The 22018-nt window shown below is 67.4% G+C and carries 1 protein-coding gene (cut by a window edge); it reads left to right on the top strand.

Going from position 1 to position 22018, the window contains the following annotated elements:
* Positions 1–216 precede the first annotated feature (216 nt).
* A protein-coding gene (locus AB0L63_RS03055) for a non-ribosomal peptide synthase/polyketide synthase (RefSeq protein WP_364494015.1) crosses the window boundary here: on the top strand, positions 217–22018 show its beginning. Its footprint extends 22205 nt past the window's final position; the window shows 21802 of its 44007 coding nt (coding positions 1–21802); the start codon lies at positions 217–219; the stop codon falls past the right edge of the window.

Raw genomic sequence — 22018 nt, 5'->3', positions numbered from 1 at the left:
ATTGATCTTCCCGGCGGAGCCGGTCGGTGGGTAGTGGGCATGGTCGCGCTCATGTAACGAGTTCGGCCTGGCGGGCAGATAGTGCCAATGAACATTTTTGCTTGATTGATGAGAACTGAACGCGGGAACACAGACGCCACGCTCGGATAGGTGCGCGTCCGTGTTCCGGTGTTCGTCGGGGAGCGCTCGTGTGGTGTTCCGGAAGCGAGGTTACGGTTGGACCGGCTGGATTTCGGCGGAAACGGCGAAACTGGTGACACACGGGCGGACGCTACGCAGGAGGCCGCGGAGTACTTTCCGTTGTCGCCAGCACAGCTGGGCATTTGGTATGCGCAGCATGTGGATCCGCAGGTCCCGATCAATATCGCGCAGTACGTAGACGTCCACGGCGATATTGATCGGCCCTTGTTGCGGGAAGCCAGCATCATCGCCTCGCGCGAGCTCGGCTCGGGCTTCCTGCGGATCGTCGAACGCGACGGTGAGCCGCTGCAGTACGTCGACTATTCGATCCCCGATTCCGACGATGTCGGCTACGTCGATCTGCGTGCCGAGGACGACCCGGTGGCCGCGGCCCACGCCTGGATGCGCGCCGAGTACAGCCGTCCGCTGGATATGGTCGATGACCGCCTGATGATGACTGCCGTCCTGCAACTCGCGGACCGGCACTGGTACTGGTATACGCGGGTGCATCACATCGTGCTCGACGGTTTCGGCGCGATGACGTACATGAAGCGGTTCGCCGATATCTACACCTCGCTGGTGAATGACACCGAGCCGCCGCCGTACAAGGCCGTCGATCTGCGCGCCCTATACGAATCCGAGTTGGCCTACCGCGACAGCACTCGCTTCCAGTCCGATAAGGAGCATTGGGCGCAGCGGGTAGCCGGGCTGGAGGACGGAACCAGCCTGGTCGGTCGGTCCGCGGCACCGGCGCCGCTCAACGGGGTGTCGAGTGCGGCATTGTCCGTGCAGCAGGAGGCGCTGCTCGCCGACGCGATTACCCGCCACGACAATTCCCCCGCTGGTCTGCTGATCGCCGGTTTCGCCGCGTATCTGGCCCAATGGACCGGTGCGCAAGAGGTGATCCTGAGTCTGCCGGTGACCGCGCGCACCACTGCCGCGATGCGCCGCTCCGGCGGTGTGACCTCGAATATCGTGCCGTTGCGGCTGCGGGTCGGCTATGACACCACCGTCGCCGAACTGTTGCGCTCGGTAACCGTCGAGGTATCGGGCGCGCTGCGCCATCAGCGCTACCGGCACGAGGACATCCGGCGTGACAGCGCGGGCGCCAATACCGGAAATGGTGTCGGCGCGGAGTTCTTCGGTCCGTGGGTCAACATCATGTTGTTCCACAACGAGGTCGTGCTCGGGGACATGGTCGGTGAGTTCAACGTGCTGTCCACCGGCAGCATCGAGGACCTCGGTGTCAATTTTTATCAGTCGGTCGGCGGCACCCGTTCACATATCGACTTCGAGACCAACCCGAACCTCTACACCGAGGCCGAAGCCGCACAGCATCATTCGCGGTTCCTCGAGTTCTTCAGCCGGTTCCTGGCCGCCGATGCCGACGCCGTGGTGTGGGAGCTGCCCACCGCCACCGAGAACGAGCGCGAACTGACGCTGCTGGAGTGGAACGACTCCGAGCAGGACGTCCCGGAAACCACCCTGGCGGCCCTGCTGGATGCCCAGACTCAGCTGACCCCGGACAATATCGCCCTCGATTTCGAGGGCACACAGCTCACCTATGCGGAGTTCGCCGCGCGGGTCAACCGCCTGGCCCGGTTCCTGATCGCCGACGGCGTCGGCCCGGAATCGCTTGTCGCGCTCGGTATGCGACGTTCGCTGGATCTGGTCATCGGTATGCACGCGGTGCTGAAGGCCGGTGGCGCGTATGTGCCGATCGATCCGGACCATCCGGCCGAGCGCACCGCCTACATCCTCGAGTCCGCGGCACCGGTCTGCGTACTGACAGTCTCCGCCGACGAACTCGAGCTGCCGGAATCGGTGCGCCGGGTGGAAATCGACACCCTGGACGTGTCGGCGTACGACGCCGCGCCGGTGACGGATTCGCAGCGCCGCGCACCGCTGCGGCCGGACAATACCGCCTATGTGATCTACACCTCGGGTTCGACCGGACGCCCGAAAGGTGTCGCGGTAACCCATCATGCGATCGTCAACCAGCAGCTGTGGATGCTCGACGAGTACCGCATCAGCGCCGACGATGTGTACCTGCAAAAGACCGCGACCACCTTCGACGTCTCGCTGTGGGGTTACTTCCTGCCCCTGATGGTCGGCGCGAAACTCGTTATCGCGACCCCGGACGGGCATCGCGATCCGCTGTATGTCGCCGAGACGATCGAGCGGCACCGGGTCACCGTCACCGACTTCGTGCCGTCCATGCTGACGGTGTTCGTCGCCCATGCGACCGCCGCCCAATGTGCCACGCTGCGTGCGGTTTTCGTCATCGGTGAGGCGCTGCCGCCGGAGACCGCCGCGAAATTCAGGGAGATCACCACTGATTTCTCTGCTCGCTCCGCAGGCTCGGCTCCCGCTGGTCTGCACAACCTGTACGGCCCCACCGAGGCCGCGGTTTCGGTCACCTACTGGGAGGCAACCGCCGCCGATACCGTCACGGTGCCGATCGGTATTCCGGAGTGGAATGTCCAGGTCTACGTGTTGGATTCGCGGCTGCGCCCGGCGGCCGTCGGCGCACCGGGTGAGCTGTATCTTGGTGGGCGTCAGCTGGCGCGCGGTTACCGCGGTCGTCCGGACCTGACCTCGGATCGTTTCGTCGCCAGCCCGTTCGGCGGCGATGGCGAGCGCATGTACCGCACCGGTGACCTGGTGCGCTGGAATGCCGCGGGCACCCTGGAATACATCGGCCGCACCGACTTCCAAGTGAAATTCCGCGGTCAGCGCATCGAACTCGGTGAGATCGAAACCGAACTCCTTGCCCATAGCGCAGTTAGCCAGTCCGCCGTGCTGGTGGTCGATACCGCCACCGGTCAGCAGTTGGTCGCGTATGTGGTGCCCGCGCCAGGACAGTCGATCGAATCGATCGAACTCACCAGGTTCGTCGCGGAAAAGCTGCCGAGCTACATGGTGCCCGCGGCGATCATGCTGCTGGACGCCTTCCCGCTCAACACCTCCGGCAAGCTGGATCGAAAGGCCCTGCCGGAGCCGGTATTCAGCGTGGACGCGGCCGGATTCCGGGCTCCGCGTACCCCGGCCGAGCAGATCGTGGCGGCGATTTTCGCCGATGTGCTCAGCCAGGAGCGCATCGGCATCGATGACAACTTCTTCGATCTTGGCGGCAACTCGCTGGTCGCCACCCAGGTGGTGGCCCGGATCGGCGCGGCATTCGGCACCCGGATCGGCGTGCGCGCGCTGTTCGAGACCCCGACCGTGGCCGGTCTCGCCGCCCGCGCCGAATCGGCCCAGTCCACCGAGCGGCCGCGCCCGGCCCTGGTGGCCCAGCAGCTGCCCGAGCGGGTGCCGCTGTCACTGGCTCAGCAGCGGATGTGGTTCATCAACCAATTCGACTCCACGGTGCCGACCTACAACCTGCCGTTCGTGGTGCGGCTGGGCGGTCAGGTCGATTTCGGCGCGATGCAGGCCGCGCTCACCGATGTGCTGACCCGCCAGGAATCGCTGCGCACGATTTTCCCGAACTCGGGCGACGGCGCCTATCAACAGGTGCTGCCGATCGAGGAGGTCGACCTCGGTGTCACCGTGCAGCCGCTCGTGGCATCCGAACTACTCGACGTGCTCACCGAATTCGCCTCCGCCGGCTTCGATGTCTCCACCGAGTTGCCCATTCGGGTGCGCCTGTATCAGATCACCGGTGCGTCCTCCGATGAAACGCCCGAGTACGCGCTCGCCTTCGTCGTGCATCACATCGCGGCGGACGGCTTCTCGTTCGGGCCGCTCGCGCGCGACGTCACTGCCGCGTATCTGGCCCGTGCGGCCGGAGCCGCGCCCACCTGGGCACCCCTGCCGGTGCAGTACCGCGACTACACCTTGTGGCAGCGCGAATTGCTCGGTGCCGAAAGCGATTCCGATTCCCTGGCCGGCCGTGAGATCGCCTACTGGCGTAACGCGCTGGCCGGACTGCCGGATCAGCTGGATCTGCCCACCGATCGGCAGCGTCCGCCGGTGCAGAGCTTCCGCGGCGCGCAGTTCAATTTCGACATCGATGCCGAACTACACACCCGGCTGAGCGCACTGGCCCGCGCCGAGGGCGCGACCCCGTTCATGGTGCTGCACGCCGCGCTGGCGCTGCTGTTGGCCCGGCTGTCCGGCACCACCGATATCGCCATCGGTACCCCGATCGCCGGACGTGGCGAACAGGCGCTCGACGACCTGATCGGCATGTTCGTCAATACGCTCGTGCTGCGCTCGGAGGTCGAGCCGAGTCGGTCCTTCACCGAATTCCTCTCGCGCACCAGGGAAGTCGATCTCGCGGCCTTCGCATACAGCGGCGTTCCGTTCGAACGGATCGTCGAGGTGGTCAACCCGACCCGATCCCAGGCGCGGCACCCGCTGTTCCAGGTGATGCTGTCGTTCCAGGAAATGTCACACGGCACGCTGGAACTGCCCGGACTGTCGGTATCGGCCGCCGAACTCGAAGTCCACATCGCCAAATTCGATCTGCTCTGGACGCTGACCGAACAGCGCGGCAGCCAGGGTGAGCCCGCGGGCGTTTCGGTTGCCGTCTCCTACGCCACCGATCTGTTCGATGAGGCGACGGTATCGTCGTTCGCCGATCGGCTGGTGCGGATTCTGCGCGGGGTCACCGCGGATCCGGCGGCGATCGTCGGCGATATCGATCTGCTCGACGAACGCGAGGTCGAGCTGGCCCGCGACGGCTGGCACGGCGCGCCGCGCGAGCTAGAGGCGGCGGGCACGGTCAGCGATCTGTTCACCCGTCAGGTGGCCGCGACACCGGATGCGATCGCCGTGGTCGACCGCTCCGTCGACAGCTACACCCCGGCGGTCGGCGCGTCATTGACCTACGCGGAGTTCGGATCTCGGGTACACGCGCTCGCGCGCTGGCTGATCGGGGCTGGCGTCGGTCCGGACGTGCCGGTCGCGCTCGGTATGCGGCGCTCGGTCGAACTGATGGTCGCGATCCACGCGGTGCTCGAGGCCGGCGGCACCTATGTGCCGCTCGATCTCGATCAGCCTGCCGAACGCATCGCCCATGTGCTCGATTCCGCGGCGCCGGCCTATGTGCTGACCACGTCCCGGGATCAGTTTGCGCCGCCGGAGCTGGCGACGCTGGTTGTCGACGAGCTCGAGCTGTCCGGTATCTCCGACGCCCCGGTGACCGATGCCGAGCGCATCGCGCCATTGCGTCCGGAACATTTGGCGTACGCGATCTTCACCTCGGGTTCCACCGGTCGCCCGAAGGGTGTCGGGGTATCGCATGCCGCGCTGGTGCACCAGATGCGCTGGCTCATCAGCGAATTCGGGATCGGCGCCGACGATGTCGCGCTGTACAAGACGCCGGCCACCTTCGACGCGTCGGTGTGGGAGCCGTTGGCGCCCTTGCTCTCCGGTGGCCGCACCGTGATCGCCACCCACGACGGCTACCGCGACACCCAATATCTGACCGAGGTCATCGCCGCCGAACAGGTCACCATCGCCTCGTTCGTGCCGTCGTTGCTGACCGTATTCGCCGCTACCGTCGATTCGCCGGCACTGAGCTCGGTGCGCATGCTGCTGGTCGGTGGTGAGGCGTTCACCGGTGAGGCGGTGGAGGCGTTCCGCAAGCTCGGTCGCCCGGATATCACACTGATCAACCTGTACGGCCCAACGGAATTCACCGTCAACGCCACCCACGCGGTCGTCGGCGAGGTGGTGCGTGGCGCGGTGCCGATCGGTGCGCCGGTCTGGAATACCCGGGCCTACGTCCTGGATACGCGGCTGCATCCGGTGCCGCCGGGTGTCGCGGGTGAGCTGTACCTGTCGGGTCCCCAGCTGGCGCGCGGCTATCTCAGCCGCCCGGATATGACGGCCGACCGCTTCGTCGCGAACCCGTTCGGTCCCAGCGGTTCTCGCATGTACCGCACCGGCGACCTGGTGACCCGCGATGCCGCGGGACAGATCGTCTACAGCGGCCGCACCGACTTCCAGGTGAAGCTGCGCGGCGTCCGGATCGAGCTTGGTGAGATCGAATCCGCTTTGCGCGCCCATCCAACGGTGGCGCAGGCGGTCGCATTGGTCCGATCCGACAACCGGCTCGGCGAACAGTTGGTCGCCTATGTGGTGCCGACCGAGGCCGAGCCGGCGGCCGGCTTCGATTCCGCGCTGCGCACACATCTGGCCGCCATGGTGCCCACCTATATGGTGCCCGCGGCCTTTGTGACGCTCGAGGCGATGCCGCTCAATGCGAACGGCAAGCTCGATCGACGTGCCCTGCCCAAGCCGGTCTTCGAGGTGCACACCTTCCGTGCGCCGAGCACGCCCATCGAGGAGATCGTCGCCCAGATCTTCGGCGAGGTGCTCGACCTGCCCCGCGTCGGCGTGGACGACGACTTCTTCGACCTCGGCGGCAACTCGCTGATCGCCACCCAGGTCGCCTCGCGCATCGGCACCGCACTCGATACCCGGGTACCGGTGCGGATGGTGTTCGAGGCGTCCACGGTGGCCGCGCTGGCGGCCCGGGTGGAATCGCACGCCGGTGCCGGTGCCCGCAGTGCGCTGGTCGCACGAGAGCGCCCCGAGGCGGTGCCGCTCTCGCTCGCGCAGCAGCGCATGTGGTTCCTCAACCGCTTCGATACCGCATCGGCGGTCAACAACATTCCGGTCGCGATCCGGCTCTCCGGTGATCTCGATGTCGCCGCACTGCAGGTCGCGGTGATCGACGTGATCGACCGGCACGAGTCGCTGCGCACTGTCTTCCCGGAGACCAAGAACGGTCCGATTCAGGTCGTGCTCGACGCGGCGCAGATCGTGCCGGACCTGACTCCGTACCGGGTCACCGAGGAGACCCTGGTCGAGCATCTGATCGACCTGGCCTCCATGGCCTTCGACGTCACCGACGAAGTGCCATTGCACGCCAGGCTTTTCGAGATCAGCGAGTCCGAATTCGTACTCGGCATGGTGGTGCACCACATCTCGGCCGACGGTTGGTCGATGGGGCCGCTGGCGCGCGACGTCATGGTGGCCTACGCGGCGCGCACCTCCTGGGAGTCGCCCGCGTGGTCCGCGCTGCCGGTGCAGTACGCGGACTACGCGCTGTGGCAGCGCGAGGTGCTCGGCGCCGAGGACGATCCGGAATCGCTGATCTCCAGCCAGATCCGGTACTGGACCGAGGAACTCGCCGATCTGCCCGACGAACTGGTGCTGCCGTCGGACCGCCCGCGTCCGGCGATCGCCTCCTATCGCGGTGGCACCTACGCGTTCGTGATCCCCGCCGAGACCCAGCGCGCGCTGATCGATCTGGGGCGCAAGCACAATGCGTCGCTGTTCATGGTCATGCACAGCGCGCTCGCTGTGCTGCTGGCGCGGGCCAGCGGTACCAGCGATATCGCCATCGGCACCCCGGCCGCCGGTCGCGGTGAGGCCGCGCTGGACGACCTGATCGGCATGTTCGTCAATACCCTCGTATTGCGCACCGATGTCGCCGGTTCGGCGAGTTTCGTCGATCTGCTCGCCCAGGCCAGGGAAACCGACCTGCAGGCGTTCGCGCATGCGGATCTGCCGTTCGAGCGCTTGGTCGAAATTCTCAACCCGGCCCGTTCGCAGGCGCGCAACCCGCTGTTCCAGGTGATGCTGGCGTTCCAGAACGTCAAGCAGGCCAATCTCGAATTGCCCGGACTGTCGGTCAACGGCATCGATTACGATGCGCGACTGGCCAAATTCGATCTGCAGCTGACCCTGCAGGAGACCCAGGAATCGGGCAAGGCGGCCGGTATGTCGGCCGAAATCTCCTATGCCCTCGATCTTTTCGACGAGGACACGGTGGCGGCCTTCGCGCGGCGCCTCGATCGGATCCTGGCGGCCATCATCGCCGATCCGACCGTGCCGGTCGGCGATATCGAGCTGCTCGACGATCAGGAGACCGCGCTCGCGGTGACCGGCTGGAACGACACCAGGCACGATTTTCTGCCGCGTCGTCAGCCCGGCCGCACCCCGCGTCGTGCCGGTATCCGTCAGAGCGGGCTCACTCTGGTGGGCGAATTCGCCGCGCAGGCATCCGCCACGCCGGATGCGGTCGCGATCGTGGACCCGGCGACCGGAACCTCGCTGACGTATGCCGAATTCAGTACCCGTGTGCACCGGTTGGCGCGACGGTTGATCGAAGCCAGTGTCGGACCGGAAAAGCTTGTCGCCCTTGGTCTGCGGCGTTCGGTCGACCTCGTGGTCGCGGCGTACGCGGTGCAGGCGGCGGGCGGCGGCTATGTGCCGTTGGACCTGGATCAGCCGACCGAGCGGATCAGCTATGTGCTCGAGTCGGCGGCACCGGTCTGTGTGCTGACCACCTCGCGGGACAACTTCGAAAGCGGCGGGCTGCCCACGCTTTCCATCGATGAGCTGGAGCTGTCCGAGTACTCGGACGCGCCGGTTACCGATGAGCAGCGCATCGCGCCGCTGCGGGCGGAGAACGCCGCGTATGTGATCTTCACGTCGGGTTCGACGGGTCGGCCGAAGGGTGTGGCGGTGCCGCACGCTGCCGTTGTGAACCAGATCCGTTGGATCACAGGTGAATACGGCATCGGTGCCGATGACATCGTCTTGTTCAAGACCCCGGCGACGTTCGACGTGTCGGTGTGGGAGCTGTTCGGGCCGTTGAGCACCGGCGGCCGGATTGTGGTCGCGAGCCCGGACGGGCATCGCGACCCGCAATACCTGGCGGAAGTCATTGCGGCCGAACGGGTCACCATGACCTCGTTCGTGCCATCGATGCTGACCGTCTTCGCGGGTAGTGTGGCCGCCGCCGGCGGTGCGGCACTGGAGTCGTTGCGCGCATTGCTGGTCGCCGGTGAGGCCTTCACCGGTGACACCGTCGCCGCGATTCGCAATGTCAGCTCCGCCGAGCTCTACAACCTCTACGGCCCGACCGAATTCGCGGTGCACGCGACGCACGGTCCGGTGGCGCAGGGTCTGATCGGCGCGGTGCCGATCGGTCTGCCGGTGTGGAATGCCCAGGCGTACGTGCTCGATGCCCGCCTGCATCCGGTCGCGCCGGGTGTCGCGGGTGAGTTGTATCTGGCCGGTGCGCAGTTGGCGCGCGGCTACTTCGGGCGTACCGATCTGACCGCGGATCGCTTCGTGGCCAACCCGTTCGGCGTCTCCGGATCCCGGATGTACCGCACCGGTGACCTGGTGACCCGCAATGCCGACGGTGCGATCGTTTATCTGGGCCGCACCGACTTCCAGGTGAAGCTGCGCGGTCTGCGCATCGAACTCGGTGAGATCGAAACCGCCCTGACCGCACATGATTCGGTGGCCCAGGCGGTCGCGCTGGTGCGTGCGGATGCCAGGACCGGCGATCAGCTGGTCGCCTATGTGGTGCCCGCCAGTGGCGGCACGGTCGACCTGGACGAACTGCGCGAGCACCTGACCGAGCAGCTGCCGTCGTACATGGTTCCCGCCGCCACCGTGGTGCTCGATGCCATGCCGTTGAACCCCAATGGCAAGCTGGATCGGCGCGCGCTGCCCGAACCCGTCTTCGAGGCCAAGGAATTCCGCGCACCGTCGACCCCGATCGAAGAGATCGTCGTCGACATTTTCAGCGAGGTGTTGAGCCGCGACCGCATCGGCATCGACGACAACTTCTTCGATCTCGGCGGCAACTCGCTGATCGCCACCCAGGTGGTGGCGCGGCTCGGCGCGGCACTGGATACCCAGGTTCCGGTGCGCCTGCTGTTCGAGGCGCCGACCGTCGCCGGACTCGCCGCGCGCATGGAGGCCAGTGCCGGGGCCGGTGCCCGCCAGGCGCTGACCGTGCGGCAGCGTCCGGAGTACCCGCCGCTGTCGCTGGCCCAGCAGCGGATGTGGTTCCTCAACCGCTTCGACGCCGATTCGGCCGCCGACAATATTCCGGCGGCGGTGCGGCTGCACGGACATCTCGATCTGCCCGCGTTGCGCGGCGCGATCGCCGATGTGATCACCCGGCACGAATCGCTGCGCACGATCTACCCGTCCCACGAGGGTGTGGCCTACCAGCAGGTGCTCGCGGCCGCGCAGGCGATGCCGGAGCTGGAGATCCTCCCGGTCGCCGAAAGCGAATTGGGTAGTGCCCTCTACGAATTCATCGGTCGCGGATTCGACATCACGACCGAATCGCCGGTGCGGATTCGGCTCTACCAGGTCGAGCATGCGCCGCTGAGCAGCAATAAGTGGCGCGACAACACCCAGAACCACGTGCTCACGGTCGTCGTGCATCACATTGCGGCCGACGGCTTCTCGATGCGTCCGCTGGTCCGCGATCTGATGTCGGCCTACATCGCGCGCAGTTCGGAATCCGCGCCGGTCTGGCCGCCGCTGGCGGTGCAGTACGTGGATTACGCACTGTGGCAACGCGAAACGCTCGGCTCGGAGGACGATCCGACCTCGCTGATCTCCGAACAGCTCGGCTACTGGCAGGAAACCCTGGCCGGATTGCCCGAGGAACTGCGCCTCTCGCCCAAGCCGCGGCCGGTCGTCGCGTCGTATGCGGCGCGCACGCATCGATTCCAGCTGCCCAGCGCGCTCGTTGAGGCGCTGAACCGCGTCGCACACGAGCACAGCACCACACTGTTCATGGTGGTACACAGCGCCTTCGCGACCCTGCTCGCGCGGCTGAGCGGTTCGGATGACATTGCCATCGGTATCCCGGTGGCCGGTCGTGGTGAGCAGGTCCTCGACGATCTGGTCGGCATGTTCGTCAACACGCTGGTGCTGCGTACCCAGGTCGATCCGACCGAATCGTTCACCGACCTGCTCGCCCAGGTCCGCGAACGCGATCTTCAGGCCTTCGCGCACGCCGACGTGCCGTTCGAGCGGCTGGTCGAGGTGCTCAACCCGGCCCGCTCGCAGGCCAGGCATCCGCTGTTCCAGGTGATGCTGTCGTTCCAGAACCTCGGTCGCACCTCGCTGGAGCTGCCCGGACTCGCGGTGTCCGAACTCGGCATCGACCCGCCAACGGCCAAGGTCGACCTGCAGCTCACGCTGAGCGAGGGCGCGGAATCGGAGATGGCCGCCGAACTCGTCTACGCCACCGACCTTTTCGACGACCGGTTCGCCGAGACCTTCGCCGATCGCTTCGTCCGGGTCCTGCGCGGCATCACCGCCGCACCGGCGATCGTGTTGGGCGATATCGACCTGCTCGACGACACCGAGCGGTCCCAGGTGCTCGACCGGTGGAACGACACCGAATTCCCGGTGGACGCGGCGCTGACCTCGCCGGTCGGCGATGCAGCCGCGACGCTGGTTTCGCTGTTCGAGGCGCAGGCGGTGCGCACGCCGGACACGGTCGCGGTCAGCTACGAGGGGACAAGTCTGTCCTATGCCGAGTTCGCCGCCCAGGTGCACCGCTTGGCGCGCTGGCTGAAGCAGAACGGCGTCGGCCCGGAATCGTATGTGGCCCTTGGTATGCGGCGTTCGATCGAGCTGGTCGTCGGCATGTACGCGATCAATGCCGCCGGTGGTGCATACGTGCCGCTGGATCCGGATCATCCGGCCGAGCGCATCGATTACATCCTGGAGACCGCGCGACCGGTCTGCGTGCTGACCGCGGGCACCGACCTGGAGACCACGGTGTCGCGCCAGGTCCGCATCGATGAACTCGACCTTTCCGAGTTCTCCGATGAACCGCTGACCGACGCGGATCGGCATCGCCCGCTGCGTCCGGGCAATACCGCGTACGTGATCTTCACCTCGGGTTCGACCGGTCGGCCCAAGGGTGTGGCGGTCTCGCACGCCGCGATCGTCAACCGCCTGGTGTGGATGCACGCCGAATACGGTCTGTCCGCCGATGACGTGGTGCTGCAGAAGACTCCGGCGACCTTCGACGTGTCGGTGTGGGAGTTCTTCTGGCCGTTGCAGGTCGGTGCCCGCCTGGTCGTGGCCAAGCCGGACGGTCACCGCGATCCGGTCTATATGGCGCGCGTGATCGTCGACGAGCAGGTCACCACGGTGCACTTCGTGCCGTCCATGCTTTCGGTCTTCTTGAGCACGATCGCGGCCTCCGCGGGTCCCTCCGTGGTTACGCAAGCTGCCTCCTCCGGGCCCGTCGCTCCCGCCGCGGCCGAGGACCGCGCGGCCGAATGCACCAGTCTGCGCAATGTTTTCGCCTCCGGTGAGGCGCTGCCCGCTGTGGCCGCGCAGCGCCTGCGGCAGCTGACCGGCGCGCGGTTGCACAATCTGTACGGCCCCACCGAGGCCGCGGTCGACGTCACCTTCCACGAGGTGACCGATGCCGATATCAGCTCGGTGCCGATCGGTGCGCCGGTGTTCAACACCCAGGTGTACGTGCTGGATTCGCGATTGCGTCCGGTGCCCGTGGGTGTCCCGGGTGAGCTGTATCTGGCGGGTGCGCAGTTGGCGCACGGCTATGTCGGCCGCCCGGACCTGACCACCGAACGTTTCATCGCGAACCCGTTCGGTACGGCCGAGCGCATGTACCGCACCGGTGACCTCGTCACCTGGACGGCGCGCGGTGAACTGGAGTACCTGGGCCGCACCGACTTCCAGGTGAAGCTGCGTGGTCTGCGCATCGAACTCGGCGAGATCGAGTCGGCGCTCACCGCGCAGGACGCGGTGGCGCAGGCGGTCGTGCTGGTGCACTCCGATGAGCGGACCGGCGATCAGCTGGTCGCCTACCTGGTCTCGAATCCGGACCGGGCCATCGATCTCGAGACGGTCAAGAACACCCTCGGTGCGCAGTTGCCCGCCTACATGGTGCCCGCGGCCTATATGGTGCTCGACGAGTTCCCGCTCAATGCCTCCGGCAAGCTGGATCGCAAGGCGCTGCCCGCACCGACGTTCGCGGCCAAGGTATTCCGCGCGCCCACCACTGCGGTGGAGGAGATCGTCGCGGGCACCTTCGCCGAGGTGCTCGGATTGCAGGGCGCCGGCCACCGCGTCGGTCTGGACGACGATTTCTTCGAACTCGGCGGCAACTCGCTGATCGCCACCCAGGTCGCCGCCCGACTCGGCGCGGCACTGGACACCCACATCCCGGTGCGCGCGCTGTTCGAGGCTTCGAGTGTCGCGGCGCTGGCCGCACTGGTGGAATCGGCCGCCGGTGCAGGCGGTCGGGCACCGCTGACTCCGCAGCCGCGCCCCGAGCTGGTCCCGCTCTCGCTGGCCCAGCAGCGGATGTGGTTCCTGAACCGCTTCGACAACCGCACCGCGGTCAATAACATTCCGGTCGCCGTTCGGCTCACCGGCGATGTCGATCTCGCGGCGCTGCACGCCGCCATCGGCGATGTGCTGGCCAGGCACGAGGCGCTGCGCACCATCTACCCGGAGGTCGAAGGCACCGGCTACCAGCACGTCCTGCACACCGACGAGGTGCGCTTCGAGCTGGCGACCGAGACGATCACCCCCGCAGCGGTGCCCGCGCGCATCGTCGAGCTGGCGAGCGTGCACTTCGATGTGACCACCGAGGTGCCGTTCCGGGCCAACCTGCTCAGCATCGATGCGGACAACCACATCGCGGTGCTGGTCATGCACCACATCAGTGGTGACGGCTTCTCGCTGCGTCCGCTGCTGCGTGATGTGGTGCTGGCCTACACCGAGCGCAGCCGCGGTGAGGTGCCCGCCTGGGCGCCGCTGGATGTCCAGTACGCCGACTACGCGCTGTGGCAGCGCGCGGTGCTCGGCAGCGAGGACGATCCGGAATCGCTCGCGGCACAGCAGCTCGCGTACTGGACCGAACAGCTGGCCGACCTGCCCGATCAGATCGAACTGCCCGCCGACCGCTCGCGACCCGAGGTCGCCTCCAACGCCGGTGGCACCCATGGCTTCTCGGTCGACGCCGAATTGCGCGCGGCACTGGCCGAACTGGCCCGCGCCCGCGGCGTCACGCTGTTCATGGTCATGCACGCCGCACTGGCGACCTGGGCGGCCCGGCTGTCCAACAGCACCGATATCGCCATCGGCACGCCGATCGCCGGGCGCGGTGAACGCGCGCTCGACGACCTGGTCGGCATGTTCGTCAATACGCTGGTGTTGCGCAATGCGGTCGAGCCGAGCGCCAAGTTCAGCGATCTGCTCGCGCAGGTGCGTCGGACCGATCTGGCGGCCTTCGCCAATGCCGATGTGCCGTTCGAGCGGCTGGTCGACGTCATCTGGGGGCGGCAAGGCGGCCCCGCCGCCGGGGTGGGTAAACACAGTCCGGCCCGGTCGCAGGCGCACCACCCGCTGTTCCAGGTGGCGTTGACCTTCGAGGCCGCCTCGGCCGCGGATATGGGCACCGTCGCGCTGCCGGGTGTCGAGCTGTCGGTGGTCGAATTCGATGCCGGCACGGCCAAATTCGATGTGCAGCTGACCGTCGGCGAGACCGCTGACGGTGCGCTGGGCCTGTCGTGGAACTACGCGACCGAGCTGTTCGATCCGGAGACGGTGGCGTCGTTCGCCGATCGCCTGGTCCGGATTCTGCGGAGTGTGGTCGAGAATCCCGAGATCGTCATCGGTGATATCGACCTGCTGGGTGAGGCCGAGCGGCTGAATGTGTCGCAGCGTTGGGTGTCGTCCGGATTCGACAGCCTGGCGCGAGCGACCGGCCCGGAGGCGGCAACCGCACGCAACCGGGGGGCCGTCAACGCGGCACGCGGCAAGGTGTACGCGCACACGGAGGGCACCAGAGGCGCCGCAATCCGACACAGCACAGCGCGATTCAACGCGCCGGGTACCACGCTGGTGGATTTGTTCGACCAGGCGGTGGCGGCGCATCCGGACAACACGGCGGCCAAATTCGGTATCGAATCGCTGACCTACGCGGAGCTGGATCGGCGCGCGAATGTGTTGGCGCGCAGGCTGATCGCCGACGGCGCGGGTCCCGAATCGCTGGTCGCGGTCATCCTGCCGCGCTCGCTCGATCTCGTGGTCGCACTGCTCGCGGTGGTGAAGACCGGTGCGGGCTATGTCCCGGTCGATCCGACCTATCCGGCCGACCGTATCGCCTATGTGCTCACGGATTCGCGTCCGACCAGTGTGATCCTCGATTCCACGGTCCAGGTGAGCGTGCCCGCCGAACTGCCGACCGTGGTCCTCGACGGATTCGCGGTGGAGGCCGGCAATGTCGAGGACGCCGACGATGCCCCGATCACCGACACCGACCGCCTCGCCGCGCTCGGCCCGGACAATGTCGCGTACGTGATCTACACCTCCGGCTCGACCGGCCGCCCGAAGGGTGTGGCGGTCGCGCACCGGAATGTGGTGCGGCTGTTCGCCAATACCGATCGTGACTTCGGCTTCGGCCCCGGCGATGTCTGGACGCTGTTCCACTCCTACGCCTTCGACTTCTCGGTGTGGGAGCTGTGGGGTCCGCTGCTGTTCGGCGGAACCCTGGTCGTCGTCGATTACTACACCTCGCGCTCGCCCGAACAGTTCCTGGAACTGCTGCGGGTGGAACAGGTCACGGTGCTCAACCAGACGCCGTCCGCGTTCTACCAACTGGCCGAGGCGGATCGCAATGCCGCATCGGATGCCGAGCCACTGGCACTGCGTTACGTGGTGTTCGGCGGTGAAGCCCTCGAACTGCGCAGGCTCGCGGATTGGGTCGCCCGGCATGGCGACGGTGCCGACCGGCGCTACGCGGGCTCCGCGCCGACCGCTCCACTGCTGGTCAATATGTACGGCATCACCGAGACCACGGTGCACGTCTCCTACCGCGCACTGGACGCGGCGACCATCGCCGCCGCCTCGGGCAGCGTGGTCGGCCGCGCCATCGCTGGTCTGCGCGTGTACGTCCTCGACAACCGGCTGCGGCCGGTTCCGGTCGGCGTCGCGGGCGAAATGTATGTCACGGGACCGCAATTGGCCCGCGGCTACCTCGGCCGCCCGGACCTGACCACCACCCGTTTCGTCGCGAACCCGCTCGCCGACGCGGACGCCGCGGGCACCCGCCTGTACCGCTCCGGCGACCTCGCGCGCTGGAACCGCTTCGGCGAACTCGAATACCTCGGCCGCGCCGACGATCAGGTCAAGGTGCGTGGCTTCCGCATCGAACTCGGCGAGATCGAATCCGCCATCCTGGCCCAGCCTGGCATTGCCCAGGCCGCGGTCATCGTGCGCGAGGACCAGCCGGGCGATCAGCGGATCGTGGCCTATGTGGTCGCCGAACCCGAGGTGATCCCGGACCTCGACGTGGTGCGCAGCGGTGCGGCGCAGCGACTTCCGTCCTATATGGTGCCCGCGGCACTGGTGCGGCTCGAGTGGATTCCGTTGACCGTCAACGGCAAGCTGGACCGTCGCGCGCTGCCCGCGCCCGCGGTGCAGGCCAAGGCCTTCCGCGCCCCGGTGACGCCGGTCCAGGAGACCGTCGCGGCTGTCTTCGCCGATGTGCTCGACCTGCCCAGGGTCGGTGTCGACGACGACTTCTTCGACCTCGGCGGCAATTCGCTCATCGCGACCCGGGTGGTATCCCGGATCGGCGCGGCGCTCGGCACCACCGTCCCGGTGCGCGCGCTGTTCGAGGCATCCACTGTGGAGGCGCTCGCGGCCCGGGTGGAATCGCATGCCGACGGCGCCGCGCGCGCCCGGTTGATCGCCCGGCCGCGTAAGGCCGACGAACTGGTGCCGCTGTCGTTCGCACAGCAGCGCATGTGGTTCCTGAACAAGTACGACACCACATCCGCGGCCTACAACATCCCGGTCGCCATCCGGCTGACCGGCACATTGGATACGGATGCACTGCGACTCGCGGTGGCGGATGTGGTGCGCAGGCACGAATCGCTGCGCACCCGCTACCCGGAGCATGGCGGAACCCCGGTCCAGGTAATCGTGCCCGCCGATGCGATCGCACTCGACCTGCAGCCGGTTTCGGTCGATCCGGCCGAGCTGATCGCGGTGGTGACCGAATTCGTGACCACCGGATTCGATGTGTCCGAACAGGTTCCGCTGCGGGCCAGGCTCTTGCGCGCCGGTGCCGACGAGCATGTGCTCGTCGTCGTCGTGCACCACATCGCGGCCGACGGTTTCTCCATCGGCCCGCTGACCCGCGACGTGATGCTGGCCTACACCGCGCGCACCCAGGACGCCGCACCCGGCTGGGCGCCGCTGCCGGTGCAGTATGCGGACTTCGCCAGCTGGCAGCGTGAAGTCCTCGGCTCGGAGGACGATCCGACTTCGCTGATGGCGCATCAGGTGGCGCACTGGCAGCGCGCACTCGACGGCGTCCCGGACGAACTGCCGCTGCCCACCGACCGGCCGCGCCCCGCGATCGCCTCGCATCGCGGCGCGACCCTGCGGACCGATCTGCCCGCCGAACTGATCGTGGCGCTGGAAGGTATTGCGCGCCAACGCGGTGCGTCGCTGTTCATGGTGATGCACAGTGCGCTCACGGTGCTGCTGGCCCGTTTGTCGGGCACCGACGATATCGCCGTCGGTTCGCCGATCGCGGGACGTGGTGAGCAGGCGCTCGACGATCTGGTCGGCATGTTCGTCAATACCCTCGTGCTGCGGACCGGTATCGACCAGTCGGAATCCTTTACCGCGCTGCTGGACCGGATGCGGTCGACCGACCTGGATGCCTTCGGCAATGCCGACGTACCGTTCGAACGGCTCGTGGAACTGCTGGCGCCGCAGCGTTCGCAGGCGCGCAACCCACTGTTCCAGGTGATGCTCGCATTCCAGAACCTGGAGCGCACCGCACTCGAATTGCCGGGTCTTTCGGTGGCCGCGCTTGACCTCGAAGAGAATGTCGCCCGCTTCGACCTGCAGTTCACCCTGTCCGAATCCGGTTCCACCGGAATGACTTTGGCGCTCACCTACGCCACCGAATTGTTCGACGAGTCGACCGTGGCGCTGATCGCACAGCGTTGGCGGCGGGTGCTGGAGGCGATTGCCGCCGACCCGACGATCACGGTGGGTGCCATCGATGTGCTCGACGCGCAGGAGCGAGCCGAGCTGATCGCCCGCACCGGTGCACCCGCGGTGCCCGCGCGCACCCTGCCCGAGCTGCTGGCCGAGGCCGCCGCGCTGGATCCGAACGCGACCGCCGTGGTGTTCCAGGGGACACGTGTCTCCTACGGCGACCTCGACGAGCGATCGAACCGGTTGGCGCGCTTGCTCATTGCCGAGGGCATCGGGACCGAGGACCTGGTTGCCGTCGGCGTGCCGCGGTCCGCGGATTCGGTCTTCGCCGCCTGGGCGGTATCGAAGACGGGTGCGGCATTCGTCCCCGTCGACCCGAACTACCCGGCCGAGCGCATCGCGCACATGGTGACCGATTCCGGTTCTCCCGTCGGTCTCACCGTCGCGGCGGTCCGCGACGGCCTGCCCGACTCAGTGCGCTGGCTGGTGCTCGACGAGCTCGACCTGGACGGATTCGACGGCGCTGCGATCACCGACGCCGACCGGGTCCGCCCGCTGCGTCCGGCGCATCCGGCCTACGTCATCTACACCTCGGGCTCCACCGGTGTGCCCAAGGGTGTGGTGGTCACCCACGCCGGTCTCGCGAACTTCAGTGTCGAGCAGATCGTGCGCTACGACCTCGATTCCGGTTCGCGCGCACTGCATTTCGCCTCGCCCAGCTTCGATGCCTCGATTCTCGAACTGCTGCTCGCGGTCGGCGCCGGCGGTGCGCTGGTGGTGACGCCACCCGGCGTGTACGGCGGTGAGGAACTGTCCGAGCTGATCCGCACCGAGCGGGTCACGCACGCGTTCATCACCCCTGCCGCGCTGGCCACCTTCGATCCGACCGGTCTGGACTCGTTGCGGGTACTGGTCGCCGGTGGTGAGGCGGTACCGTCGGATCTGGTCGCGAAATGGGCGGTGCCGCTGGAGAACGGGTCCGTCCGCAGCTTCCACAATGGTTACGGTCCGACCGAGACCACCATCATGACCAATATCAGCGCTGCGCTGGTGGCCGGTGACACGGTGGTGATCGGTGCGCCGATCCGCGGCATGCAGTCGCTGATCCTGGATGCCCAGCTCCGGCCGGTGCCGGTGGGTGTCGCGGGTGAGCTGTATCTGTCGGGCATCCAGTTGGCGCGCGGTTATCACGCCCGCGCCGGGCTGAGCGCCGAACGCTTCGTGGCCAACCCGTATGTCGCTGGTGCGCGCATGTACCGCACCGGTGACGTGGTTCGATGGACGAACAACGCTGAGGTCGAGTATGTGGGCCGCTCCGACTTCCAGGTGAAGGTGCGTGGCTTCCGCATCGAACTCGGCGAGATCGACGCGGCCCTGGCCGCGCACGAGACTGTCGACTTCGCGGTCACCCTCGGCCACAAGGGCGGTGCGGGCGCCACTTCGCTGGTGTCGTATGTGGTTGCGGCGCCGGGTCATTCGATCGATGTCGCCGAGCTGACCGCGCACGTCGAGCAGCGCCTGCCCGCGTATATGGTGCCGTCGTCGGTGATGGTGATCGACCATATCCCGCTGACCCCGGTCGGCAAGCTGGACCGCAAGGCCCTGCCGGAGCCGGTCTTCGCGACCGAGGTGGTCTTCCGCGCACCGCGCACGCCGATCGAGCACACGATTGCCGAGGTCTTCGCTGAGGTGCTCGGCCTCGAGCGGGTCGGTGTCGACGATTCGTTCTTCGCGCTCGGTGGCGACAGCATCGTGTCGATCCAGCTGGTTTCGCGGGCCAAGGCACGCGGTGTGGTCTTCACCCCGCGCCATGTCTTCGAGCAGCGCACCGTGGCCGGACTCGCCGCGGTCGCCGAAACCGCCGACAGCACCGAAACCGCCGTCGCGGCACTGGCCGAGCTGCCCGGTGGTGGTATCGGCACCATGCCGCTGACCCCGGTGGTCCGGTTCATGGCGCAGCGGCGCGGTTCGTTCGGCCGGTTCAACCAGACCATGGCACTCGAATTGCCGGTCGGCATCGATCGTGCGGGCATCGCGAAAACCGTTGCCGCGGTGATCGATCGCCACGACATGCTGCGGGCGCGTCTGTACCGCGCGGAGGACGACTGGATCCTCGAAACCGCCGAACCCGGCACCGTGGATGTGGACGCGCTGATCGAGCGCACCGAATTCGCCGCCGATATCGACGATGCCGGACTGTTCGGCATCGCCTCCGCCGCACTGGATGCCGCGCTGGATCGACTCGATCCGGCCGCGGGCGTGGTGATTCGATTCGTCTGGCTGGAACCGTCGGATGGCAGCCGCGGCGGCCGGCTCATCGTGGCCGCGCATCACCTCGTGGTGGACGGTGTTTCCTGGCGCATCCTGGTGCCGGACTTCGTCGCCGCATGGGGCCAGCTCACCGCTGGTCAGGAACCGCAGCTCGTCGCACCCGCGACCTCGATGCGGTCCTGGGCGGACGCACTGCGCCGCGAGGCCGAAAGTGCCGAGCGGGTGGCCGAACTCGACTACTGGCGTTCGGTGGTCGGCACGCCGGATCCGCTGCTGACCGACCGTCCGCTGGATCCGACCGTGGATACCTCGGGCGCCATCGAGAAGCTGCAGGTCGAGGTGTCCGCCGAGGTCACCAAGGCGCTGCTGACCACCGTGCCCGCCCTGTTCCACGGCGGCGTGAACGACGGTCTGCTCACCGCGCTCGCCCTGGCGACCGCGAAGTGGCGCGCGCGCCGCAGCACCGGCCGCATCGACGATGCGCTGCTGATCCGGCTGGAGGGCCACGGCCGCGAAGAGGGCATCGTGCCCGGCGCGGATCTTTCGCGCACCGTCGGCTGGTTCACCGCGATCTTCCCGGTCCGCTTCGACCTGTCCGGCATCGATATCGATGCCGCGCTGACCGGCGGCCCGGCGCTCGGCAAGGCCATCAAGGCGGTCAAGGAGCAGCTGCTGGCGGTGCCGGACAAGGGCATCGGCTACGGCCTGCTGCGCTACCTGAACGCGGCCACCGCCACCGAACTGCCCGTCGAACAGCCGGGCCAGGTGAGCTTCAACTACCTGGGCCGCGTCTCCGAGGGCGATGTGCCCGAGGCACTGCGCGGCTTCGGCTGGATCCCGGCCGCCGAACTCGGTGCGCTCGGCGGCGCCTACGACGCGGATATGCCCGCGATGGCGCCGCTGGATATCAATGCCATCGTGGTCGGCGACAAGCTGACCGCCAATATCGGCTACCCGACCACCCTGCTCGATGCCGAGCAGGTCCGCGAATTCGGCGAACTGTGGACCGCCGCACTGGAAGCGGTTGCCCGGCACGCCAATTCGAACGGCGCGGGCGGGCACACACCGTCCGACTTCGCCCTGGTGCGTTCGACCCAACGCGATATCGACAACTGGGAGCAGCGCTTCCCGGCACTGGCCGATATCTGGCCGCTGTCCGCACTGCAGGCGGGTCTGCTGTTCCACGCGCGCTTGGCCGCCACCTCGGTGGACGTCTACACCGCGCAGGCTGTGCTGACGCTCACCGGCCACGTGGATCCGACCCGATTGCGTTCGGCCGCACAGGCTCTGGTGGATCGCTACGAGAACCTGCGCACCGCCTTCGTCACCGATAGCGATGGCAATCCGGTGCAGGTCGTGCTCGACAGCGCCCGCGTCGCCTGGGCCGAGCACGACCGGATCGAATCCGGCGATGCCGCCGATATCATCGCCGCCGATCGCACCCAGCGGTTCGATCTGACCGCGCCACCGCTGATCCGCTTCACGCTGATCCAAACCGCTTCGGACCGTTGGCAATTCGTGGTGTCCAACCACCACATCCTGCTCGACGGCTGGTCCATGCCGCTGCTCATGCGGGATCTGCTGGTGCTCTACGCGGCGCACGCCGATGCCAATGTGCTGCCCGCGGCGCGCTCCTACCGACACTTCCTGGAATGGACCAGGCAGCAGGACCACGCCGCCTCGGTGGCCGCGTGGACGGTTGCGCTGCGCGGTGTCAGCGAACCGACGCTGCTGTCGCGCCCCGATGCGAGCCGCGAAATCACCGCGTTGTCCG

This window comes from Nocardia sp. NPDC051990, from assembly GCF_040680755.1.
GTDB lineage: Bacteria > Actinomycetota > Actinomycetes > Mycobacteriales > Mycobacteriaceae > Nocardia.
This window is presented reverse-complemented; position numbering and strand designations above follow the sequence as displayed.